22 protein-coding genes are annotated in these 21196 nt (G+C 70.7%); 17 read left to right on the top strand and 5 right to left on the bottom strand.

Translation table 11 applies throughout. The annotated features are described in order from the left end of the window. Positions 1-4 precede the first annotated feature (4 nt). Positions 5-1057, bottom strand: a complete 1053-nt coding sequence (locus F6J84_RS12960; protein WP_150974238.1) for a YihY/virulence factor BrkB family protein — start codon at positions 1055-1057, stop codon at positions 5-7. Between the two features lie 383 nt (positions 1058-1440). On the opposite strand from F6J84_RS12960, the gene F6J84_RS12950 reads away from it, so the two are divergent. The 4 genes from F6J84_RS12950 (at position 1441) to F6J84_RS12935 (ending at position 6666) form a co-directional block, all read left to right on the top strand. Further along, positions 1441-2919, top strand: a complete 1479-nt coding sequence (locus F6J84_RS12950) for an MFS transporter (RefSeq protein ID WP_150974236.1) — start codon at positions 1441-1443, stop codon at positions 2917-2919. Between the two features lie 111 nt (positions 2920-3030). Continuing rightward, positions 3031-4572, top strand: a complete 1542-nt coding sequence (locus tag F6J84_RS12945; RefSeq protein WP_150974235.1) for a Re/Si-specific NAD(P)(+) transhydrogenase subunit alpha — start codon at positions 3031-3033, stop codon at positions 4570-4572. Then, on the top strand, positions 4569-5972 hold the full coding sequence (gene pntB / locus F6J84_RS12940) for a Re/Si-specific NAD(P)(+) transhydrogenase subunit beta (protein ID WP_150974234.1): 1404 nt from the start codon (positions 4569-4571) through the stop codon (positions 5970-5972). Before F6J84_RS12945 ends, pntB begins: the two co-directional genes overlap by 4 nt. Before the next feature lie 34 nt (positions 5973-6006). Continuing rightward, positions 6007-6666: a TetR/AcrR family transcriptional regulator gene (locus tag F6J84_RS12935; protein WP_150974233.1), complete on the top strand. Its 660-nt coding sequence runs from the start codon at positions 6007-6009 to the stop codon at positions 6664-6666. On the opposite strand, the gene F6J84_RS12930 is transcribed toward F6J84_RS12935, so the two are convergent. Both F6J84_RS12930 and F6J84_RS12925 read right to left on the bottom strand, forming a co-directional pair. Continuing rightward, the gene (locus F6J84_RS12930; protein ID WP_150974232.1) at positions 6632-7951 is read right to left on the bottom strand and encodes an MFS transporter; all 1320 of its coding nucleotides are present in this window, start codon (positions 7949-7951) and stop codon (positions 6632-6634) included. The genes F6J84_RS12935 and F6J84_RS12930 overlap by 35 nt on opposite strands. A 90-nt stretch (positions 7952-8041) precedes the next feature. Next, positions 8042-8452 (bottom strand): PaaI family thioesterase, encoded by a 411-nt coding sequence (locus F6J84_RS12925; protein WP_150974231.1) that lies wholly within the window; start codon positions 8450-8452, stop codon positions 8042-8044. A 124-nt stretch (positions 8453-8576) separates the two neighbouring features. Here F6J84_RS12925 and F6J84_RS12920 point away from each other — a divergent pair, with 124 nt between their 5' ends. From F6J84_RS12920 to F6J84_RS12865, 12 genes are all read left to right on the top strand, one after another. After that, positions 8577-9314 (top strand): enoyl-CoA hydratase/isomerase family protein, encoded by a 738-nt coding sequence (locus F6J84_RS12920; protein ID WP_150974230.1) that lies wholly within the window; start codon positions 8577-8579, stop codon positions 9312-9314. Then, a complete protein-coding gene (locus F6J84_RS12915; protein ID WP_150974229.1) occupies positions 9311-10171 on the top strand; it encodes a 3-hydroxyacyl-CoA dehydrogenase family protein in 861 nt (286 codons plus the stop codon). Before F6J84_RS12920 ends, F6J84_RS12915 begins: the two co-directional genes overlap by 4 nt. Then, positions 10168-12225 (top strand): phenylacetic acid degradation bifunctional protein PaaZ, encoded by a 2058-nt coding sequence (gene paaZ, locus F6J84_RS12910; RefSeq protein WP_150974228.1) that lies wholly within the window; start codon positions 10168-10170, stop codon positions 12223-12225. The genes F6J84_RS12915 and paaZ overlap by 4 nt, the downstream gene beginning before the upstream one ends. Before the next feature lie 3 nt (positions 12226-12228). Continuing rightward, a complete protein-coding gene (gene paaI / locus F6J84_RS12905; RefSeq protein ID WP_238702498.1) occupies positions 12229-12621 on the top strand; it encodes a hydroxyphenylacetyl-CoA thioesterase PaaI in 393 nt (130 codons plus the stop codon). A 9-nt stretch (positions 12622-12630) separates the two neighbouring features. Beyond that, complete coding sequence (gene paaK / locus F6J84_RS12900; RefSeq protein WP_150974227.1) at positions 12631-13905, top strand: phenylacetate--CoA ligase PaaK; 1275 nt, start codon at positions 12631-12633, stop codon at positions 13903-13905. 69 nt (positions 13906-13974) lie between these two features. After that, positions 13975-14958, top strand: coding sequence for a 1,2-phenylacetyl-CoA epoxidase subunit PaaA (paaA, locus tag F6J84_RS12895; RefSeq protein WP_150974226.1), 984 nt, complete (start codon positions 13975-13977; stop codon positions 14956-14958). A 2-nt stretch (positions 14959-14960) separates the two neighbouring features. Next, on the top strand, positions 14961-15266 hold the full coding sequence (gene paaB, locus F6J84_RS12890; RefSeq protein WP_150894147.1) for a 1,2-phenylacetyl-CoA epoxidase subunit PaaB: 306 nt from the start codon (positions 14961-14963) through the stop codon (positions 15264-15266). Continuing rightward, the gene (gene paaC, locus F6J84_RS12885) at positions 15263-16108 is read left to right on the top strand and encodes a 1,2-phenylacetyl-CoA epoxidase subunit PaaC (protein WP_150974225.1); all 846 of its coding nucleotides are present in this window, start codon (positions 15263-15265) and stop codon (positions 16106-16108) included. Before paaB ends, paaC begins: the two co-directional genes overlap by 4 nt. Next, a complete protein-coding gene (gene paaD / locus F6J84_RS12880; RefSeq protein WP_150974224.1) occupies positions 16102-16590 on the top strand; it encodes a 1,2-phenylacetyl-CoA epoxidase subunit PaaD in 489 nt (162 codons plus the stop codon). Before paaC ends, paaD begins: the two co-directional genes overlap by 7 nt. Continuing rightward, positions 16590-17693: a 1,2-phenylacetyl-CoA epoxidase subunit PaaE gene (gene paaE, locus F6J84_RS12875; protein ID WP_202980448.1), complete on the top strand. Its 1104-nt coding sequence runs from the start codon at positions 16590-16592 to the stop codon at positions 17691-17693. The genes paaD and paaE overlap by 1 nt, the downstream gene beginning before the upstream one ends. A gap of 7 nt (positions 17694-17700) precedes the next feature. Then, complete coding sequence (locus F6J84_RS12870; RefSeq protein ID WP_150894156.1) at positions 17701-18471, top strand: enoyl-CoA hydratase/isomerase family protein; 771 nt, start codon at positions 17701-17703, stop codon at positions 18469-18471. A 49-nt stretch (positions 18472-18520) separates the two neighbouring features. Then, positions 18521-19984 (top strand): glycoside hydrolase family 43 protein, encoded by a 1464-nt coding sequence (locus tag F6J84_RS12865; protein ID WP_150974222.1) that lies wholly within the window; start codon positions 18521-18523, stop codon positions 19982-19984. Between the two features lies 1 nt (position 19985). On the opposite strand, the gene F6J84_RS12860 is transcribed toward F6J84_RS12865, so the two are convergent. After that, complete coding sequence (locus tag F6J84_RS12860; RefSeq protein ID WP_150974221.1) at positions 19986-20171, bottom strand: hypothetical protein; 186 nt, start codon at positions 20169-20171, stop codon at positions 19986-19988. 147 nt (positions 20172-20318) lie between these two features. Here F6J84_RS12860 and F6J84_RS12855 point away from each other — a divergent pair, with 147 nt between their 5' ends. After that, complete coding sequence (locus F6J84_RS12855; RefSeq protein WP_150974220.1) at positions 20319-20765, top strand: MarR family transcriptional regulator; 447 nt, start codon at positions 20319-20321, stop codon at positions 20763-20765. A gap of 111 nt (positions 20766-20876) precedes the next feature. On the opposite strand, the gene F6J84_RS12850 is transcribed toward F6J84_RS12855, so the two are convergent. After that, entirely contained in the window at positions 20877-21188 is a 312-nt protein-coding gene (locus F6J84_RS12850) for a DUF7882 family protein (protein ID WP_150974219.1), read from the bottom strand. Between the last annotated feature and the right edge of the window lie 8 nt (positions 21189-21196).

The following is a 21196-nucleotide window of genomic DNA, read 5'->3' as shown; positions in this document are numbered from 1 at the left end:
CCGGTCAACGCCCCGAGTCCTCATCGAGGTCGAGGCGGATGCGGCGGCCCTCCTCGATGTCCTTCTCCTCCTTCTGCGCACGCTTGTCGCTCGCACGGGTGTCCCGCGGCGGTAGCTGGATGTCCTCCTCGGCGGCGATGCCCGCCTGCAGCTGGCGCCCGCGCTCGAGTTCCGCGTCGAACTCCGCACCGAACAGCAGGGCGAGGTTGGCGATCCACAGCCAGAGCAGGAAGACGATGACACCGGCCAGGGAGCCGTATGTCCGGTCGTAGTTGGAGAAGTTCGTGATGTAGAAGCCGAAGCCGACACTGCCGATGGCGAGCACGACGATCGCGAGCAGGGCGCCCATGCTGATCCACCGGAACTTCGGCTGCTTGGCGTTCGGGGTCGCGTAGTAGAGCACGGCGACGAGGAAGACGACCACCAGCAGCATGAGGGGCCATCGGGCGATGTTCCAGGCGATCTGCACGCCCTCGCCCACCCCGATGGCGTTGCCGATCGCGGACGCCACGTCACCGGAGAGGACCAGTGCGAGAGCCACGATGGTCAGCGCTACGACGCCGATCAGGGTCACCAGCAGTTGCATCGGGCGAAGCTTCCAGAACGGACGCCCCTCCGCGATCTCGTACACCCGGTTCATCGCGCGGCTGAAGGCGCCGACGTACCCGGATGCGGACCACAGCGCGACGACGATCCCGAAGATCAGCGCGAGGCCCGCCCCGGGCGCGTTCGAGAGCTGCTCGATGGGGCCGCGCAGCGCATCCGCGGTGTCCCCCGGGGCGACGTCCTCCACGATTCCCAGGACCGCATCCGCCGCCGCACCCCCCTGGCCGAAGACGCCCAGCAGCGAGAAGATCGCGATCAGCGCCGGGAAGAGCGCCAGGACGGCGTAGTAGGTGAGGCCGGCCGCTGCATCCATGCACTGATCCGCCGTGAACTCGCGGACGGTCTTGCCGAGGACGTACTTCCAGGACCGCTTCTCCAACTGGGCCGGTGAGTCCGGCTTGCCCTCCCGTTCGGGAGGGGGAGCATCCGTGCGGGTGTCGTGCGAGCTCATGCTGACCTCCTCGGCGTCCCTCCTGTCCTAATCCGACAGGGACGGTCGCGTGCGGGGGTTGCGCAGGAGCGACAGGGGCAGTATCCGTCCCTCCGGGAAACGGAGTACAGCGTCGCTCAGTCCGGGCGGGCGTCCAGGTCTCGGCCGCGCTCTACCTCGCCAGCCACGGCTGCACGGTGGCGGAGCGGATCGATGAAGCGCGTCGCCGCGGCGGTCGGGGAGGGATCCAGCGCGGTCGCCTCGGTGCACCGGGTGCTGGCCGGCTGAGCGGTCTTTTTACTCCGCCGGAACGCGAAAGGCAACCCGGGGACCCGTCCTGGGTGCGGGAGTAGAAATGCTCCGCGGGATCCACCGGAGGCTCCCGAGCGAGGGAGGAGCCGGTCATGTCGACACCCGCGCCGAAGGCCAAGGAAGTCACCTCGCTCGTGCCGGCGAGGATGGACCGGCTGCCCTGGTCGCGGTTCCATTGGCTCATCGTCGTGGGACTCGGGTTCTCCTGGATCCTGGACGGCCTCGAGGTCCAGATCGTCGCCGCGAACGGCTTCGCGAAGACCCTGGGGATGGGGCCGGTCGAGGTGGGTCTCGCGGGTACGTTCTATCTGCTCGGCCAGGTCTGCGGCGCGCTCTTCTTCGGCAGGCTCACGGACCGGCTCGGCAGGAAGAAGCTCTTCCTCGTCTCCCTCGCGGTGTACCTGGTCGGCAGCGGTATCGCGGGGCTTTCGTTCGCCCCGTGGTTCTTCTACATCTGGCGGTTCGTCGCCGGCGCCGGGATCGGCGGCGAGTACGCCGCCATCAACTCCGCGATCGACGAGATCATCCCCTCCAAGTACCGCGGACGCGTCGACATCGCGATCAACGGGACGTACTGGGGCGGCGCCGCCCTCGGGGCGGTGGCCAGCGTCGTCTTCCTGAACACCGAGATCTTCCCGCAGGACCTGGGATGGCGCCTCAGCTTCTTCATCGGCCCGGTTCTCGGGCTGCTGCTGATCTACATGCGCCGGCACATCCCGGAGAGCCCGCGCTGGCAGATGACGCATGGCCGGGAGGAGGAGGCCGAACGCAACGTCGACCAGATCGAGGAACGCATCCGCAACGAGGGTAAGGAGGTGCCGCCGGTCGATGAGTCCAAGGCCATCACGGTCAAGGAATACGGCCGTGTGCCCTTCCTCGTCATCGCCAAGGTGCTCTTCAAGAAGTACCCGCGGCGCACGTTCGTGGGGGTGACGATGATGGTCACCCAGTCCTTCCTCTACAACGCGATCTTCTTCACCTACGCGCTGGTCCTGGAGAACTTCTACGACACCCCGCCCGCCTCCGCCGGTCAGTACTTCATCGTCTTCGCGGTCGGCAACCTCGCCGGGGCGCTGCTGCTCGGTCACTTCTTCGACACGTGGGGCCGACGCCGGATGCTGTTCGGCACCTACGTGCTGGCCGGCCTCATCCTGCTGGTGAGCGCGTTCCTGTTCAACGCGGACGTCCTCAACGCCGGCACGCACACGGCCTTCTGGTGCGCGTCGTTCTTCTTCGCCTCGGCGGGTGCCTCGGCCGCCTACCTGACGGTGAGCGAGATCTTCCCGCTCGAGCTGCGCAGCCAGGTCATCTCCTACGTGTTCTCCGTCGGACAGCTCGTCGGGGCCATCGCACCCACGCTCTACGGCGCGCTCATCGGCGACGGGACCGACCGCACGCCGTTGTTCTGGGGCTATGTGCTCGGCTCCGCGGTGATGATGTTCGGCGGCGTGGTCTGCGGGATCTTCGGCGTCAGCGCCGCGGGGAAGTCGCTCGAGGACATCGCCGATCCGCTGTCCCTCGTCTCGGATGCCGAGGCCGGGGTCACCTCAGGAAACACCTCCAAACGTTAAGAAGTGCGAATTCTTCACCCCTGCAGCGGTCTATGATCTGCAGGTTTATCCGAACCGGCTTATAGAGTTTCTCCGTCGTGCCGGAAGGCGGCGCGACGGAGAAAGGTATGCATGTCTCGTATAGGCATCGTCGCCGAGTCCGCGGGCGAGACCCGCGTGGCCGCGACGCCCACGACCGTCCGTACTCTCATCGGCCTCGGGTACGAGGTCGCGGTCGAGAGGGGAGCCGGGGCGTCATCCTCCTTCCCCGATGACGCGTTCGCGGATGCGGGGGCGTCGGTCGTGGATCGCTCCGACGCGTGGGCGTCCGAGATCGTCCTGAAGGTGAACCCGCCCACGCAGGACGAGGTGGCGCTGCTCGCGGACGGCGCGACGATCATCGCGATGCTCTCCCCGGCGCTGCGTGCGGACGTACGGGAGTCGCTGCAGACCCGGGGGATCACGGCACTCGCCCTGGACGCCGTGCCGCGCATCTCGCGAGCGCAGTCGATGGACGTGCTCAGTTCGATGTCGAACATCTCCGGCTACCGGGCGGTCGTGGAGGCGGCGCACGAGTTCGGCCGGTTCTTCACCGGACAGGTGACGGCCGCGGGGAAGGTCCCCCCGGCGACCGTGCTCATCGCCGGCGCCGGTGTCGCGGGCCTCGCCGCGATCGGTGCGGCATCCAGCCTCGGCGCGATCGTGCGCGCGACCGATCCCCGCCCGGAGGTCGCGGACCAGGTCACCTCGATCGGCGGCACGTACCTCCCGGTCGTGGTGGACGAGGTCATGGAGTCCACCGACGGGTACGCGAAGGCGACGAGCGAGGCGTACGACGCGGCCGCTGCGGCGCTCTACTCGGCGCAGGCCCGCGAGGTCGACATCATCATCACCACCGCGCTGATCCCGGGGCGCCCCGCTCCCCGCCTCATCACGGCGGCGGATGTCGCGAGCATGAAGCCGGGGAGCGTGATCGTCGACATGGCCGCAGCCGCGGGTGGGAACGTGGAGGGCTCGGTCGTGGGGGAGCGGATCGTGACGCCCAACGGTGTCACCATCCTCGGCTACTCCGACCTCGCCTCGCGCCTGCCCGCTCAGGCGTCCCAGCTGTTCGGCACCAATCTGGCGAACCTGCTGAAGCTGCTGACCCCCGGAAAGGACGGGCGGCTGGTCCTCGACTTCGACGACGTCGTGCAGCGCTCGATCACGGTCGTCCGTGACGGCGAGTCCACGTGGCCCCCGCCTCCTGTCCAGGTTGCCGCGTCCCCGCAGCCCGCCGCCTCCGCCGCCGAACCGGTCGCGCCGAAGAAGAAGCGCACGCTGTCGCCGGCCGCGCGATCCGGGCTCGTCGTGCTGGGCATCGCCGCGCTGTTCGGCCTGTCCGCGATCGCGCCGGCCCCGCTGCCGCAGCACATCACCGTGCTGGTGCTCTCGGTCGTGGTCGGGTTCTACGTGATCGGGAAGGTGCACCACGCGCTGCACACCCCGCTCATGAGCGTCACCAACGCGATCTCCGGGATCATCGTGGTCGGCGCGATGCTGCAGCTGACGATCCCGAGTCTGCCGGTGCAGATCCTCGCCGCCATCGCCGTGCTGCTGGCGTCCATCAACATCTTCGGCGGATTCGCCGTCACCCGGCGCATGCTCGCCATGTTCTCGAAGGGCGACCGATGACCGCCGCGTCCCTGGCCACCGCCGCGTACATCGTCGCGGCGATCCTGTTCATCCTGAGCCTGCGCGGGCTCAGCACCCACGAGTCCGCCCGCGGCGGCGTCGCCTACGGCATCGCCGGCATGACGATCGCACTCGCGGCCACCGTCTGGCTCACGGTCGAGAACGCGGGGGGCGACCCGCAGGCCTCGTTCGGGCTCATCCTGCTGATCGCCGCGGTCGTGATCGGCGGCGCGATCGGACTGTGGCGGGCCCGGGTGGTGGAGATGACCGGGATGCCGGAGCTCATCGCGCTCCTGCACTCCTTCGTCGGCATGGCCGCGGTGCTCGTCGGGTGGAACGGCGCCCTCTACGACACCGGCCTGACCGGGGCCCTCGCCGACATCCATCACGCCGAGGTGTTCATCGGGGTGTTCATCGGCGGTGTCACCTTCACCGGATCGATCGTCGCGTACCTCAAGCTCTCCGCCCGGATGTCGTCGAAGCCCCTGGTGCTGCCCGGCAAGAACGTCCTGAACGTCGGGGCGCTGGTCGCCTTCGTCGCCCTCACCGTCTGGTACGTGATCGCCCCCGAACTGTGGCTGCTGATCGTCGTCACCCTGCTGGCGCTCGCGCTCGGCTGGCACCTGGTCGCCTCGATCGGCGGCGGCGACATGCCCGTCGTGGTGTCGATGCTCAACAGCTACTCCGGCTGGGCGGCCGCCGCTGCCGGATTCCTGCTGAACAACGATCTGCTCATCGTCACCGGCGCCCTCGTCGGATCCTCCGGTGCCTACCTGTCGTACATCATGTGCAAGGCCATGAACCGGTCCTTCCTCTCGGTCATCGCCGGCGGCTTCGGCATCGAGGCGCCCCGCAAGGACGGCGAGGCCGACGAGGGGGAGCACCGCGAGGTGGACGCCGCGACCGTCGCGGACCTGCTCGCGAACGCCTCCCGGGTGGTCATCACGCCGGGCTACGGCATGGCCGTCGCGCAGGCGCAGTATCCCGTCGCCGAGCTCGCCCACCGCCTCCGGGAGAAGGGGGTCGAGGTGCGCTTCGGCATCCACCCCGTGGCCGGCCGGCTCCCCGGTCACATGAACGTCCTCCTCGCCGAGGCGAAGGTGCCCTACGACATCGTGTTCGAGATGGACGAGGTGAACGACGACTTCGCCGGCACGGACGTGGTACTGGTGATCGGCGCGAACGACACGGTCAACCCGGCCGCCGCCGAGGACCCGACGAGCCCCATCGCCGGCATGCCGGTGCTGCGGGTGTGGGAAGCGGGCGACGTCATCGTCTTCAAGCGCTCCATGGCCTCCGGATACGCCGGCGTGCAGAACCCGCTCTTCTTCCGCGACAACGCCCGGATGCTGTTCGGCGACGCCAAGGACCGGGTCGAGGACATCCTGCGCGCCCTCTGAGGAGCGAGCCCGGGTGCGGTGACAGACTGAGGGCATGACGTCCTCCGCCGAAGCCGCCCCCGGCGCCCCGGCGCGGCGGGGGCGGCCGGGATACGACCGGGACCGGGTCCTCGAGGTCGCGGTGCAGCTGTTCAACGAGCAGGGGTACGACGCGACCTCGGTCGCGGATCTCGCTCAGCGCCTCGGTCTGACCAAGTCCGCCCTGTACCACCACTTCGCCTCCAAGGAGGAGCTGCTCTCCGTCGCGCTCGACCAGGCGCTCGGGGGACTCGAGGCGGTGCTGGCGGAGCCCGCCGCGCAGCGCGGTGCCGCCCTCGACCGGCTCCGGCACGTGATCCGCAGCGCGACCGACGTGCTCGTGTCGCAGCTGCCGTCGGTGACGCTCCTGCTCCGGGTACGCGGGAACAGCCCGGTCGAGCAGAGCGCGCTGGAGCGCCGGCGCCTGTTCGACCAGCGCGTCACCCGCCTGGTCGCGGAGGCGCAGCGGGAAGGCGATGTGCGTTCCGACGTGGACGCCGCGGTCGTCTCACGACTGATCTTCGGCATGATCAACTCGGTCGTGGAGTGGTACCGCCCCGGCGGCCCCGTCGACGGGGACCGCCTGGGCCACGACATCCTGACCGTCGCGCTGGACGGGCTGCGTACCGACGGGGATGCGCTCACGCGCGCAGATCGACGCCCTTCGGCTCCTTGATCAGCGACACCCCGACCAGGGAGATGACCGCCGCGAGCGCGATGTAGGCGCCGATCGTCCACGACATCCCGGTCGCCCCGAGCAGCGCCTCGGCGATCATGGGCGCGAACGCGCCGCCCATGATCGCGCCGAGCGCATAACCGATCGAGACGCCGGAGTAGCGGACGTTGGCCGGGAAGAGCTCCGCATACAGCGCCGCCTGGGGGCCGTACGACAGGCCCAGGCCGATCGTCATGACGAAGAGGGCGACGAAGTACCAGAGGATGTTCGCGGTGTCGATCAGGAACCACATCGGCACGGCCCAGAGTGCCAGGATCAGGTAGCCGATCTGGAAGGTGCGCACCCGGCCGAGCCGGTCCGAGACGCGGCCGCCCCAGAGGGTGAACGCGAGCCAGCCGAAGGAGGCCAGGGTCGTCGCGAGCAGCACGGTCGGGCGATCCATCCCCAGTACGGCGACCGCGTACGTGGCGAAGAAGGCGATCAGCAGGTAGCCGGCCGCGTTGTTGCCGATGAACACGACCGCGGTGAGCGCCACCTGACGCCAGTTCTTCCGGAACAGCTGGCCGAGCGGAGCCGAGGACTCCTTGCGCCGGCGCATCAGGTCCTCGAAGACGGGGCTCTCCTCGACGGCACGACGGATCACGTACCCGATGGCGATGAGCACGATCGACAGGAGGAACGGGATGCGCCATCCCCACTCGAGGAAGGCCTCGGGGGACATCGCCGAGGTCAGGATCCACAGCGTCGCGGTCGCGAGGATCATGCCGATCGGCACGCCGATCTGCGGGAACGCGCCGAAATAGCCGCGCCGGCCCGGGGGAGCGTGCTCGACCGAGAGCAGAGCCGCCCCACCCCACTCGCCGCCGGCGGAGAACCCCTGGAGGATGCGGAGCAGGATCAGCAGGATCGGAGCGATGATCCCCGCCGCGGCGTACGTCGGCAGCACACCGATGAGCGCGGTGGAGGCCCCCATCATGACGAGGGTGAGCACCAGCATCTTCTTGCGGCCGAGGCGATCGCCGAGGTGTCCCGCGACGACCGCGCCGAGTGGGCGGAAGAGGAAGGAGATGCCGATCGTGGCGAACGAGAGCACCTGGGCGAGCCCGGGATTGGACCCGGCCAGCGGGGCGAGGAACAGCGGCGCCAGCACGAGGCCGGCGGCTTGGGCGTAGATGAAGAAGTCGTACCATTCGATCGAGGTGCCGACCAGGGTGCCCGCCAGGACCTTCCGTTCTTCGCGGGTCACCGCCTCCGGGCGCGTGCGGGCTTGCGTCGAGGACGCCATGAGAACTCCATTGTTCAGGGGGAGAGCGGCCAGGGTCATTACTGACCGATCGGTGAGTAACGCACAACATAGCGGACACCGGTGATCGCGTCACCCCACTGGCCCATCCGGGTCGACCAGGAGGTTGCTGATGCGTCCGGTCGCGAGGAGGGCGCCCTCCTCGTCCTCGATGCGGATGTCGTAGGTCGCCATGCGCCGCCCGCGATGCAACGCGGTCGCCGTTCCGGTGACGAGGCCTGCGCGGGCGCCGCGATGGTGGGTGATGTTCAGGTCGACGCCCACGCACACCCTGCCCATCGTGCTCGCATGGATCATGGCGGCCCATGATCCGATCGCCTCGGCCAGTGCGGCGCTCGCGCCGCCGTGCAGGCGGCCGAGGGATTGCGTGTTCCCGGCCACGGGCATGGTCGCCACGACCCGGTCGGGGGACTCGTCGAGCACGGTGATCCCGAGCTTCCGGTCCAGGTCGCCGGGGACGATCCGCCATCGGGTGTCGCTCATCGGTGCCTCCCTCGCCGCCGGCGCCTTGCCGTCGCCGCGATCCATCTGACACTATTACTGAACGATCGGTCTGCAAAGCGGGGCCGATGCCCTGAAGCGATGGTGCGGAGAGGACGGCGAGGTGATGGCCGACTCCGTCCGCGTGGAGCGGGATGAGGACCGTGTCGTGGCGACGCTGGACCGGCCCGATGTCCGCAACGCCATCGACCGGGAGATGATCGATCGGCTGCACCTCCTCTGCGCCGAGCTCGAGGCCGTTCCCCGGGTCCTGATCCTCACCGGAGCCGGCGGGGTGTTCGCGTCCGGCGCCGACATCGCCCAGCTCCGCGAGCGCGGGGCGGCTGATGCCAGGGCCGGGATCAACACGCACGCCTTCCGCCGCATCCGGGACCTGCCGATGCCCGTCATCGCCGCGATCGACGGCTACGCGCTCGGCGGCGGCGCGGAACTCGCCTATGCCGCCGACATCCGTCTGGGCGCCCCGTCCGCTCGGATCGGAAACCCCGAGACGGGGCTCGGCATCCTCGCGGCCGCCGGTGCGACCTGGCGCCTCCCCGAGATCGTGGGACCGGCGCGTGCTGCCGAGATGCTGCTCACCGGCCGCGTCCTGGACGCCGACGAGGCATACGCGTGGGGCCTGCTCAACGCGGTGCATCCGGCGGATGCCCTCCTGGCGGCGGCGCACGCGCTGACCGACCGGATCGTGGCCAACGACGCGCTCGCCACGCGGTACACCAAGCGTGCGCTGCTCTCCCCGGACGCCGCCCATCCCGCCGTCGAGCTCGACCTGCAGGCCGAGCTGTTCGAGCGCCCGGAGAAGCATCGGCGCATGACCGCGTTCCTCGAACGGAGGAAGCGATGACGGCGACCGCTCCCGCACGGGTCGGGGTGCTCGGCGGCGGGCGGATGGGAGCGGGGATCGCGCACGCCTTCGTGCTCGCCGGGTCCCGGGTCGTCGTGGTCGAGCGCGACGGTGCCGCGGCGGGGGAGGCGACGCGCCGCATCCACGAGAGCCTGCACGGCTCCGTGCGGCGCGGCACCACCGCGCGGACGCCCGAGGACCTGGTGGCGGCTGTGGACGTCGGGACCGACCCCGCCGTGTTCGCCGGCGCCGGGCTCGTGATCGAGGCCGTCCCGGAGGACCGCGCGCTGAAGCTCGCCGCCCTCCGCCGCGTCGAGGCCGTCATGTCCGCGGATGCGGTGCTGGCCTCCAACACCTCGTCGATCCCCATCGACGAACTCGCCCGTGGGCTCCGCCGTCCCCGGCGCCTGCTCGGGCTGCACTTCTTCAACCCCGTCCCCGTCTCGGCCCTCGTCGAGGTCGTGCTCGGCACCGCGACCGATCCGGACGTGGGTGCGGCGGCGACGGAATGGGTGGCCGCCCTCGGCAAGCGGGCGGTGGTCGTGCGCGATTCCCCCGGCTTCGCCTCCAGCCGGCTCGGTGTCGCGCTCGCCCTGGAGGCCATCCGCATGCTCGAGGAGGGCGTGGCGAGCGCCGCGGACATCGACGCCGCCATGGAGCTCGGCTACCGCCATCCGGTCGGCCCGCTGCGCACCACCGACCTGGTCGGGCTCGACGTCCGGCTGGGGATCGCGGAGGAGCTCAGGGCGACCCTGGGGGAGCGGTTCGCGCCGCCCGGTCTGCTCCGCGACCTGGTCGCGGCGGGACATCTGGGCCGGAAATCCGGCCGCGGTTTCTACGAATGGAGTGACGGATGAACGACATCCTGCCCAGCTACCTGCGCGACGCCTGGTGGACCCCGGGGGACGCCGTCGACGCGACGACCGTGCACGACGCCGCGACCGGGGCGGTCGTGGCGCGGGTCAGCGCCCGGGGCGCCGACCTCGCCGGGGCGCTCGAACACGCCCGCACCGTGGGGCAGCGCAGTCTCGGCGCGCTCACCTTCCACCAGCGCGCGATGCTGCTGAAACGGTTCGCCCTCGTGCTGACCGAGCGCAAGGATGAACTGTACGAGCTGTCCAAGCACGCCGGATCCACCGTCCGCGACTCGCTCAGCGACGTCGACGGCGGTATCGGCGTCCTCTTCGCCTACTCGTCGCGGGGGCGGCGCGAGCTGCCCAACGCGACGGTCTACCTGGATGGGCCGGTCGAATCGCTCTCCAAGGACGGTTCGTTCCTCGGCCGGCACGTGTACACGCGCCTGCCGGGTGTCGCCGTGCAGATCAACGCGTTCAACTTCCCCATGTGGGGGGCGCTGGAGAAGTTCGCCCCCGCCTTCCTCGCCGGGGTCCCCTCGGTCGTGAAGCCGGCGACGCCCACGGCGTACGTCGCCGAAGCGTGGGTGCGCATCCTGGTGGAATCGGGCCTCCTCCCCGACGGGGTGCTGCAGCTGGTCAGCGGGAGCGTCCCCCACCTGTTCGACCACCTCGGCCTGGGGGACATCGTGGGCTTCACCGGCAGCGCCTCGACCGCGGACGGACTGCGCCGGAACGAGGGCGTGCAGTCCGGCCGGGTGCGGTTCACGAACGAGACGGACTCGATCAACGCGTCCGTGCTGGGGCAGGACGCGGTCCAAGGGACCCCGGAGTTCGATGCGTACGTCCGTCAGCTCATGGCGGAGCTCACCGCCAAGGCGGGGCAGAAGTGCACGGCGATCCGCCGCGCGATCGTGCCGGCGGAAGCGGTGGACGATGTCGTGGCGGCGCTGCGGGCGGCGATCGAGGAGCGCGTCGTGATCGGGGACCCGCACGTCGACTCGGTCACGATGGGCCCCGTCGTCTCCCGGGCGCAGCGGGACGAGGTGCTGCGGCAGGTGGAGGTGCTCCTGGATGCGGGCGGCGAGCTGCTCATCGGGTCCACCGATGCCCCGGATGTCGTCCGCGCCGACGGCACCGTGGGCCCCGCGCCGGAGGGGGCCTTCCTGAGTCCCATGCTGATCGGGTTCCCGGATCCCGCCACGCCCGCCGCGCACCGGATCGAGGCGTTCGGACCGGTGGCCTCGATCCTGCCCTACCGGACGGTGGCGGAGGCGGCGGATCTCGTGGCGCGCGGGGGCGGATCGCTCGTCACGAGCGTCGCGACGCACGACGACGGCTTCGCGCAGGAGATGCTCGGCCGGATCGGCGCGTACAACGGCCGGGTGCTCTTCCTCAGCCGGGAGGATGCGCGCAGTTCCACCGGTCACGGCTCGCCGGTGCCGCACCTCGTGCACGGCGGACCGGGACGGGCAGGCGGGGGCGAGGAGCTCGGCGGCATCCGCGCGGTGCTCCATCACATGCAGCGCACCGCCGTGCAGGGCTCGCCGGAGACCCTCACCGCCCTCACCGGCGTGTGGCACGCGGGTGCCGCCACCTCGGTCGGGCGCCATCCCTTCCGCAAATCGCTCGCCGAGCTCCGGCTCGGCGACCGGGTGTCGTCGCGTTCGCGCACGGTGACGCTCGACGACATCGAGACGTTCGCGCAGTTCACCGGCGACACGTTCTATGCGCACATGGATGAGGAGTCCGCCGCGGCCAACCCCTTCTTCCCGGGGCGGGTCGCGCACGGATACCTCCTGGTGTCCTGGGCGGCGGGCCTGTTCGTCGATCCGGATCCGGGGCCGGTGCTCGCCAACTACGGGCTCGAGGACCTGCGCTTCGTCACGCCGGTTTCGCCGGGCGATGAGATCCGGGTGGAGCTCACCGCCAAGCAGATCACGCCGCGGGAGACGGACGACTACGGCGAGGTGCGCTGGGATGCGGTGATCCGCAACCAGGAGGACGCCCTGGTCGCCTCCTACGACGTGCTGACGCTCGTCGCGAAGGAGGCGTGAACCGTGGCACTGCGTCCGATGATGCAGGCGGACCGCGCCTCGGCGGCGCTCGGGATGGTGGTGGAGCGGGACGAGCCGGGGCTGGCGGTCGTCGCCATGCCCGTCCGGGAGGACATGACCAACGGGTTCGCGATCACCCACGGCGGGCTGGTGTTCGCCCTGGCCGACACCGCGTTCGCGATCGCGTGCAACGAGGACGAGCGGATCACGGTCGCCGCGGGTGCGGACATCACCTTCCTCAAGTCCACGCGCGCCGGCCAGGTCCTCACCGCCACCGCCGTGCGCCGCGCCGTCCGTGGCCGTACCGGGATCTACGACGTCTCGGTCACCGACGAGACCGGCGATGCGGTGGCCGAGTTCCGCGGCCGCTCGCTGACGACCGACCGGAACGCCTGAGGAGCGCCGATGTCGATCACCGCCCGGACCATGAGCCGCCGGGAGCTGGAGTCGCTCCAGCTCGAGCGCCTCCGGTGGACGGTCCGGCACGCGTACGAGAACGTCCCCCTGTACCGCCGGAAGCTCGGCGAGGCCGGTGTGCGCCCGGACGACATCCGCACGCTGGCGGACGTGCGCCGGCTCCCGTTCACCACCAAGGAGGACCTGCGGCAGACGTACCCGTTCGGGATGTTCGCCGTGCCCATGGCGGACGTGCGCCGCATCCACGCGTCGTCGGGTACCACCGGGCTGCCGACGGTCGTCGGCTACACCGCGGGCGATCTCGATCGCTGGGCCGAGCTGATCGCCCGTTCGCTGGACGCCGCGGGCATCCGGCCGGGGATGAAGGTGCACAACGCCTACGGCTACGGGCTGTTCACCGGCGGGCTCGGGGCGCACGGGGGGATCGAGCGGCTCGGCGCCACCGTGATCCCGGTCTCCGGCGGACAGACCGCCCGCCAGGTGCAGCTCATCCGCGACTTCGAACCGGATGCGATCCTGTGCACCCCGAGCTATCTGCTGACGATCGCCGACGCCCTGGAGGACGCCGGGATCGACCCGCGGACGACGTCCCTCACGGTCGCGGTGCTGGGAGCGGAGCCGTGGACCAACCGGATGCGGGCGGAGATCGAGCGCCGCATGCACATCGACGCGGTCGACATCTACGGGCTCAGTGAGGTGATGGGGCCGGGCGTGGCCAGCGAGAGCGTGACCACGAAGGACGGCCCGCACGTCTGGGAGGACCACTTCCTGCCCGAGATCGTCGACACCGCGACGGGGGAGCCCGTCCCGGACGGCGAGTTCGGCGAGCTCGTGTTCACCTCGCTGACCAAGGAGGCGTTCCCGGTGCTGCGCTACCGGACGCGTGATCTCACCCGGCTCCTCCCGGGCACCGCCTACCCCGCCATGCGGCGCATCGAGAAGATCACCGGCCGCAACGACGACATGATCATCCTCCGCGGGGTGAACCTCTTCCCCACCCAGATCGAGGAGCTGGTGATGGGTATCGAGACGCTCACCTCCCACTTCATCCTCGAACTCACCCGGCACGGGCACCTCGATGCGATGACCGTGCGCATCGAGCGTCCGCCCGGCCTCGACCGGGACACCTGCCTCGCCGCGGCGGAGGTGCTCGCCCAGCGGATCAAGGTCCACATCGGCACCTCCGTCGACGTGCAGGTGGAGGAGCCGGGCACGCTGCCGCGCAGCGAGGGCAAGTACCGGCGCGTCTACGACCGGCGCTGAGCCGCCGGTTGCCGGTCCCGGATCCCGCGGTTAGACTAACTGAACGATCGTTCTGTAAAGGAGTCGACGATGACCGCAGACACCGTGACCGCAGGCACCGTGACCGCAGACGCGGAGCAGCAGGCGCACTTCGACGACCTCATCGCCGCGGACTCCCGTGTCGAGCCGCGGGACTGGATGCCGGAGGCCTACCGGAAGACGCTGATCCGGCAGATCTCCCAGCACGCGCACTCCGAGATCATCGGTATGCAGCCCGAGGGGAACTGGATCACCCGCGCGCCGAGCCTCAAGCGCAAAGCCATCCTCCTGGCGAAGGTGCAGGACGAGGCGGGACACGGGCTCTACCTCTACTCCGCCGCGCAGACGCTGGGGATCACCCGGGACGAGATGACGCACCAGCTCATCGACGGCAAGGCGAAGTACTCCTCGATCTTCAACTACCCCACCCCGACGTGGGCGGACATGGGGGCGATCGGCTGGCTGGTGGACGGCGCGGCGATCTGCAACCAGGTGCCGCTGTGCCGTGCGTCGTACGGTCCTTACGGGCGCGCCATGGTCCGCATCTGCAAGGAGGAGTCGTTCCACCAGCGGCAGGGTTTCGAGATCCTGTTGACCCTCATGCAGGGCACCGACGCACAGCGCGCGATGGCGCAGGATGCCGTCGACCGCTGGTACTGGCCGAGCCTCATGATGTTCGGACCGCCCGATGACGCATCGCCCAACTCCGCCCGGTCCACGGCGTGGAAGATCAAGCGCTTCTCCAACGACGAGCTGCGTCAGCGTTTCCTGGGGATGCTCGTCCCGCAGGCGGAGGCCCTCGGCGTCACTCTGCCGGACCCCGAATTGCACTGGGACGAGGGCGCCCAGCGCTGGCGGATGACCGAGATCGACTGGTCGGAATTCCACGAGATCCTCGCCGGGCGGGGACCGATGAACGCGGTGCGCCTGCAGAACCGCCGCGACGCGCACGAGGACGGGGCCTGGGTGCGAGAGGCCGCGGCGGAGTACGCCCGCAAGCAGGCGGCGACCGCCGAGAACCGAGAGGCGGCGTAGGGATGGCGACGCCCGGAGCCGCGCCGGCCGAGCAGTGGCCACTGTGGGAGGTGTTCGTCCGCGCCAAGCGCGGGCTGAGCCACGTGCACGTCGGCTCGCTCCACGCCCCGGACGCGGACCTGGCCGTCCGCAACGCCCGCGACCTCTACACGCGCCGCAACGAGGGCGTCTCCATCTGGGTCGTGCCCGCCGACGCGGTCACCACGAGCGACCCGGACGCGAAGGGGGCCTTCTTCGAGAGTCCCGCGGGGAAGAACTACCGTCACGCCGCTTACTACACCGCTTCCGCGGGGGTGCCCCACCTATGAGCGCCTTGCCGCACTCCACCGCAGCCGACGATCCGCACGGCGACGTCACGCTGGACGAGGTCGCGCTGGATGCCGAACTGATCGGCGAGGGCGGCGGCGCAGGGTCCGCCGACGCCGCGGAGTACGCGCTGTGGCTGGGGGACGACGCGCTCGTGCTCTCCCAGCAGCTGAGCGGGTGGGTGGCCCATGCGCCGGAGCTCGAGGAGGACGTGGCCCTCGCGAACATCGCACTGGATCTCCTCGGTCACGCCCGCTCCCTGCTGCACCACGCGGGCGGCTTCGATGGGCGGACCGAGGACGACCTGGCGTACTGGCGGGACGAGCACGAGTTCCGCAGCTCCTGGCTCGTGGAACAGCCCAACGGCGACTTCGCCCACACGATCGCCCGTCAACTCGCCGCATCCGCGTACATGTTCGAGCTGTACCGCGCGCTGGCAGGTTCGGCGGACCCGACGCTCGCCGCGATCGCGGCGAAGGCGGTCAAGGAGGTCGACTACCACCGTGACCACGCCGTGCAGTGGACGCTGCGTCTGGCCGGCGGGACCGAGGAGTCCCGCCGCCGGATGACGCGGGCGATGGACGACGTCTGGCCCTACGTCGACGAGCTGTTCCGCGACGAGGAGATCATCGACCGCCTCGAGGGCGTCGCCGTGCGCCCGTCCCTGCTCCGTCCGGGTTTCGACGACACGATCGCGACGGTGCTCGCCGAGGCGGGGATGGACGTCCCGGGTCGCGAGCCCGCGCAGGGCCGGGGACGATCCGGCGGCCACTTCCCGACGCTCGGACCGCTCCTGGCCGAGATGCAGGTCCTCGCCCGGCAGCACCCGGGGGCGACATGGTGACGACGCGGACCGGGGTGTGGGCGATCGCCGCCCGCGTGTGCGACCCGGAGGTGCCGGTGCTCACGATCGAGGACCTCGGCATCCTGCGCGACGTCCGCGAGGAGGGCGGCACCGTCCGGGTGACGATCACGCCGACCTACTCCGGATGCCCCGCCATGGACGTCATCCGGCAGGATCTCGCGCTCGCCTTCGCAGCCGAGGGGTACGGACGCGTCGAGGTCGACCTCGTCCTCGCCCCGGCGTGGACGACGGACTGGATGAGCGAGGAGGGGAAGCGCAAACTCACCGCCTACGGCATCGCGCCGCCCCCCGGGCGAGCGGGCGTACCGTCGGGGCCGGTGCGCGTCCGGATCGGGGTCCGGTGCCCGCGGTGCGGCTCGCTCGATACGCGGGAGGTGGCGCGCTTCGGCTCGACCTCGTGCAAGGCGCTCTACGAATGCTGCTCCTGCCTGGAGCCGTTCGACTTCTTCAAGGTGCACTGATGGCGACCTCGACCACGCGCTCCCGTGCCCGGTTCCACCGGCTGCGCGTCGCGGAGGTGCGGGCGCTGACGGCGGACGCGGTGGAGGTCACCTTCGCGGTGCCGGCGGAGCTGGTCGCGGAGTACGACTTCCTGCCCGGGCAGTACGTCGCCCTGCGTGCCCGTATCGACGGCCACGAGGCGCGCCGCTCCTACTCGCTGTGCCGTCCGCCGGCGCCCGGCTCGCTCAGCATCGCCATCAAGCGCAATCACGGCGGGTGGTTCTCCGCATGGGCGCAGAGCGGGTTGCGTCCGGGCGATGAGATCGACGTGATGAGCCCGCAGGGGACGTTCACCACCGGTCTGCCCGATCTGGATGCCGCGCACGTCGCCGGGATCGCTGCGGGCTCCGGGATCACGCCGATGATGGCGCTGGCGACGGACGTGCTCGCCGCGTCGCCCACCTCCCGATTCACACTCGTCTACACCAACCGGTCGACGCTCGACGTGATGTTCCTGGACGACCTGGCCGATCTGAAGGACCGCCACCCCACGCGGTTCGCCCTCCACCATGTGCTCTCCCGTGAGCAGCGCGCCGCCCCCGTGCTCTCCGGGCGCATCGACGAGGAGCGTCTGCGCCGCATCCTGGAGGGTCTCGTGCGTCCCGCCACGGTGGACGAGTGGTTCCTGTGCGGCCCGCTCGAGCTGGTCCAGCTGTGCCGGCGGACGCTCGCCGACGTCGGCGTGGACGACGCGCACATCCGCTACGAGCTGTTCACCACGGGGGAGTCCCGCGGGCCCACGGGTCCCCGCCCGCCGGTGACGGTGCGCGCGGACGAGCCGGTGCACACGATCGAGTTCACGCTCGACGGGCAGTCCACCCGGGTGGACACACCGGTCAGCGCGCGCGAATCCATCCTGGACGCCGCCCTCCGGGTCCGCCCCGACGTGCCCTTCGCCTGCGCGGGGGGAGTGTGCGGGACCTGCCGCGCGCGGGTGCTCACCGGGTCGGTGACCATGACCGAGAACTACGCCCTCGAACCCGATGAGCTCGAGCGCGGCTACGTGCTGACGTGCCAGTCCCATCCGACATCCGACCGGGTCACGGTCGACTACGACAACTGAGGCGGACATGATCGATCTGCGCATCGACGACGACGTCGCGCACGTGGTGCTCGACGCTCCGGGAAAGCTCAACGCCCTCGACGAGCAGTCCCTGCGCGATCTCGACGCCGCGTACGCGGAGGCCGAGACCGCCGCGGTGCGAGCGCTCGTGCTGCGCGGTGAGGGGCGCGCGTTCTGCGCCGGGCGCGACATCGCGGGCGTCGACCCGGCGACGGACGACGTGCGCGGCTACCTGGAGGGCCTGCTCGCCCCGCTCCTGCGACGGATGGCGGACTTCCCGGCGCCGACGTTCGCCGCTGCGCACGGCGCGTGCCTCGGCGTCGGGCTGGGTCTGCTCGTCGCCACGGACGTCGTCTACGTCGCCGACACCGCGAAGGTCGGCTCGCCGTTCGCTGCGCTCGGCGCCGTGCTCGACTCCGGCGGCCACGCCCTGTTCTACGAGCGGCTGGGCGCCCACCGCACCCTCGACCTCATCTACTCGGGCGATCTGCTGTCCGGTGCGGAAGCGGTGCGGCTGGGACTGTTCTCCCGGAGCCTGCCGGCGGACGAGGTGCTGCCCGCCGTGGAGGCCGCGGCCCGCGCCGCCGCCGCCGGGCCGACGCAGGCGTTCCTCGCCAGCAAGCGCATCATCGCCGCCATCCGGGAGGACGGGGCCGGGCTCTGGGACGTGGTGAGTGCGGAGAACAGCGCGCAGGCGCGGCTGCGGGACACCGAGGACTACCGCGAGGGGTTCGCCGCGTTCGGCGCGAAGCGCCCGCCGGTGTTCCGCGGGCACTGACGCGCGCCGCCGGTTGACCTCCGGCGCGAACCTGTGTGCAATACAAGGCGTGCCCCTTGCCGACTCCGCCGGTGTCCCCATCCTTCCCGGGTGTCATCCGGATCCGACGATCGAGCGCGTCGGTGACGACTTCTACCTGGCCACGTCCACGTTCGAGTACTTCCCCGGCATCCCGGTCTTCCACAGCCGGAATCTGCGCGACTGGTCGCCGCTCGGGCACGCGGTCGACCGCCCGGGTCAGCTCGATCTGACCGGCGTCCCGTCCTCCGGCGGGCTGTTCGCACCCACCCTCCGGCATCACCGGGGACGGTGGTTCCTGGTCTGCACCCTGGTGCACGGGAGCGGCCGCGACGGGGACTTCGTGCTGACCGCCGACGATCCCGCCGGGCCGTGGTCCGACCCGGTGTGGCTCGATGCCCCCGGCATCGACCCGTCGCTGTTCTTCGACGACGACGGGCGGGCCTGGTTCACCGGAACCGAGCTGGTCGAGCGGGACTGGCCCGGTCAGACCGTGGTCTGGATGCGGGAGTTCGATCCGGTGGGCCTGCGGCTCGTGGGGCCGCGCCACGATCTCTGGCACGGCGCACTGACCGGCGCGGTGTGGGCGGAGGGGCCGCACATCCATCGACGCGGCGACTGGTACTACCTCCTCGCCTCGGAGGGTGGGACGGAGTACTTCCATGCCCTGTCCGTCGCCCGCAGTCGTGCGGTCACCGGGCCCTACGAGGGTCATCGGGGCAACCCCGTCCTGACGCACCGGCATCTGGGGCGGGGATACCCGATCCAGAACGTCGGCCACGCCGACCTCGTCCGGCACGGCGACGACGACTGGGCCGCGGTGCTGCTGGCGACCCGTCCGCGCGGCGGAGCCGACCCGCTGGGACGCGAGGCGTTCCTGGTGGACGTCGACTGGGAGGACGACTGGCCGGTCTTCCTCCCCGGTCGGGGCCGACTGGACGCGCTGCCGGCGGCCGGGACCGGGCCCGGGTTCCCTTCCCCCGGGGAGTGGACCCAGGTGCGCACGGCGGTCACCGGATTCTGGCAGGCGGATGCGGCGGCGCGCACGCTCCGGATCGCGCCGACCGGAACGGGGCCCGGCGGCCCCGGCACGCCCGCGTTCGTCGGGATCCGGCAGCGGCACCACGGCTTCACCCTGCGCGGCGACCTCCCACCCGGCGCGGGGATCGCCGCGCGTCTGCGCGACGACGTGCTGCTGGTCGCCGAGCGGAGCGAGGACGGGCTCGTCGTGATGGTGACCGACGGCGCCCCGGCGCGGGAACTGGCCCGGGTCACGCTCGATCCGGGCGTCACCGGCGTCTCGCTGGGCTCGGACGCGGAGACGTTCTCGATAACCGTGGACGGCGGGGACGGGCCGCTGGCCGCGGTGCCGGCCGGTCTGCTCTCGCCGGCGCGGGCCGGTGGCTTCGTGGGGGTCTGGGTCGGCTTCACCGCGCACGGCGGCGAGCCCGTCACCGTGCGCGGGATCGCCTACACCGGGCATCCCGGCGGGTGACTCACTCCACCCGGTGAAGCCGGCCGCGGCCGCGGCCGCCCTCGGAACCCCACACGGCGACGGCAGCGGGGATGTCCCCGATCACGAGAGCCTCGAAGCTTGACAGCGGTTGCGCGGGCGGGACGTATCCCTCGGGGAGATCATCCACGAGTTGTCCCGCACGCGGCCCGCCATCCAGCACGTACATCTCGCGAATGTAACGGATGGCACCCGGCGTGAAGGAGGGGTTGCGCACCCGGGCGGAGGGGTGTTGGGTGCGAGCGTCCAGGCCGGCGGGCTAACGTGTGGGGCAGCACGGTCCCTCCCGAACCCGTGCGCCACGGAGGTCTGGAACATGGCGGAGCCCGATCCGCAGCAGCGTGCAGCCCGTGCCGTCGAGCGTCTGCGACTGTCCGAGGCGAGCCTGTCCCGGCGGCGTCAGACCCAGTGCGGTCCCAGTGAGAACGCCCGCGCGGCGATGCGCTTCATCCTCGAACGCGCCGATGCCGGTGAGCGGGTGACGCCCAGGGCGGTCGCGGCTCACCTCGGCGTCTCGGCGGCCGCGGTCAGCGGCATCCTCGACAAGCTCCACTCCGGCGGCATGATCACATTCGCGGTCAATCCGGACGACCGGCGCAGCAAGCACGTGCTGCCGTTCGACCGGTCGACCGACGCCGATGACGTGGATCCCCTCACCGCGCGCATCCGCGAGGAGGCGGCGGACCTGGACCCCGTGACGGCGGAGGCCGTGGCGGCGTTCATCGAACGCGTCGTCCGCTCGGTGGATGCAGAGTGTCGCTGATCCAGCGACACGTACGGCGGGTCTGTCGCTGATCCCAGCGACGCGTCCGTAGGGTCTGTCGCTGATCCCAGCGACGCGTCCGTAGGGTCTGTCGCTGATCCCAGCGACGCGTCAGGCGTTCTGGCGCTCGCCGGCCCGCTCGGGCGAGAGGGTGAGCCCGTGGGGACCGTTCGCTTCGGACATCAGCTCGTCGATCCACTCCCGATTCAGCGCGGGGCTCCGGCTGCCGTAGAAGGTGAAGACCAGGGCCACGGCGGGATGGATCCACAGGCTCCGCATCCCCATCCCGTGCGGGTCGGGGAGATGGAACAGGAAGGGCTCGCTGCGCCGGAGTTTGTTCATGAAAACGACGCGCAGATGAGCGAGTGTGCGGTCATCGATATCGAATGACTGCGAGCCTGCGTCGTAAAGTAACTGTCCCACAGGCAGAG

It is taken from the genome of Microbacterium caowuchunii, assembly GCF_008727755.1.
GTDB classification, from domain to species: Bacteria; Actinomycetota; Actinomycetes; order Actinomycetales; family Microbacteriaceae; genus Microbacterium; species Microbacterium caowuchunii.
Note: the sequence above shows the minus strand (reverse complement) of the source record. Positions and strands in the feature narration are given on the sequence as shown.

Excerpts from the sequence above, each read along its gene's own strand:
- F6J84_RS12870 (WP_150894156.1), top strand. The coding sequence starts at position 17,701 with ATGATCGATCTGCGCATCGACGACGACGTCGCGCACGTGGTGCTCGAC.
- F6J84_RS12945 (WP_150974235.1), top strand. The coding sequence starts at position 3,031 with ATGTCTCGTATAGGCATCGTCGCCGAGTCCGCGGGCGAGACCCGCGTG.
- paaA (WP_150974226.1), top strand. The coding sequence starts at position 13,975 with ATGACCGCAGACACCGTGACCGCAGGCACCGTGACCGCAGACGCGGAG.
- paaD (WP_150974224.1), top strand. The coding sequence starts at position 16,102 with ATGGTGACGACGCGGACCGGGGTGTGGGCGATCGCCGCCCGCGTGTGC.
- paaE (WP_202980448.1), top strand. The coding sequence starts at position 16,590 with ATGGCGACCTCGACCACGCGCTCCCGTGCCCGGTTCCACCGGCTGCGC.
- F6J84_RS12935 (WP_150974233.1), top strand. The coding sequence starts at position 6,007 with ATGACGTCCTCCGCCGAAGCCGCCCCCGGCGCCCCGGCGCGGCGGGGG.
- paaZ (WP_150974228.1), top strand. The coding sequence starts at position 10,168 with ATGAACGACATCCTGCCCAGCTACCTGCGCGACGCCTGGTGGACCCCG.
- F6J84_RS12860 (WP_150974221.1), bottom strand. The coding sequence starts at position 20,171 with ATGTACGTGCTGGATGGCGGGCCGCGTGCGGGACAACTCGTGGATGAT.
- pntB (WP_150974234.1), top strand. The coding sequence starts at position 4,569 with ATGACCGCCGCGTCCCTGGCCACCGCCGCGTACATCGTCGCGGCGATC.
- paaK (WP_150974227.1), top strand. The coding sequence starts at position 12,631 with ATGTCGATCACCGCCCGGACCATGAGCCGCCGGGAGCTGGAGTCGCTC.
- F6J84_RS12930 (WP_150974232.1), bottom strand. The coding sequence starts at position 7,951 with ATGGCGTCCTCGACGCAAGCCCGCACGCGCCCGGAGGCGGTGACCCGC.
- F6J84_RS12855 (WP_150974220.1), top strand. The coding sequence starts at position 20,319 with ATGGCGGAGCCCGATCCGCAGCAGCGTGCAGCCCGTGCCGTCGAGCGT.
- F6J84_RS12960 (WP_150974238.1), bottom strand. The coding sequence starts at position 1,057 with ATGAGCTCGCACGACACCCGCACGGATGCTCCCCCTCCCGAACGGGAG.
- F6J84_RS12950 (WP_150974236.1), top strand. The coding sequence starts at position 1,441 with ATGTCGACACCCGCGCCGAAGGCCAAGGAAGTCACCTCGCTCGTGCCG.
- F6J84_RS12915 (WP_150974229.1), top strand. The coding sequence starts at position 9,311 with ATGACGGCGACCGCTCCCGCACGGGTCGGGGTGCTCGGCGGCGGGCGG.
- F6J84_RS12920 (WP_150974230.1), top strand. The coding sequence starts at position 8,577 with ATGGCCGACTCCGTCCGCGTGGAGCGGGATGAGGACCGTGTCGTGGCG.
- F6J84_RS12925 (WP_150974231.1), bottom strand. The coding sequence starts at position 8,452 with ATGAGCGACACCCGATGGCGGATCGTCCCCGGCGACCTGGACCGGAAG.
- paaB (WP_150894147.1), top strand. The coding sequence starts at position 14,961 with ATGGCGACGCCCGGAGCCGCGCCGGCCGAGCAGTGGCCACTGTGGGAG.
- paaC (WP_150974225.1), top strand. The coding sequence starts at position 15,263 with ATGAGCGCCTTGCCGCACTCCACCGCAGCCGACGATCCGCACGGCGAC.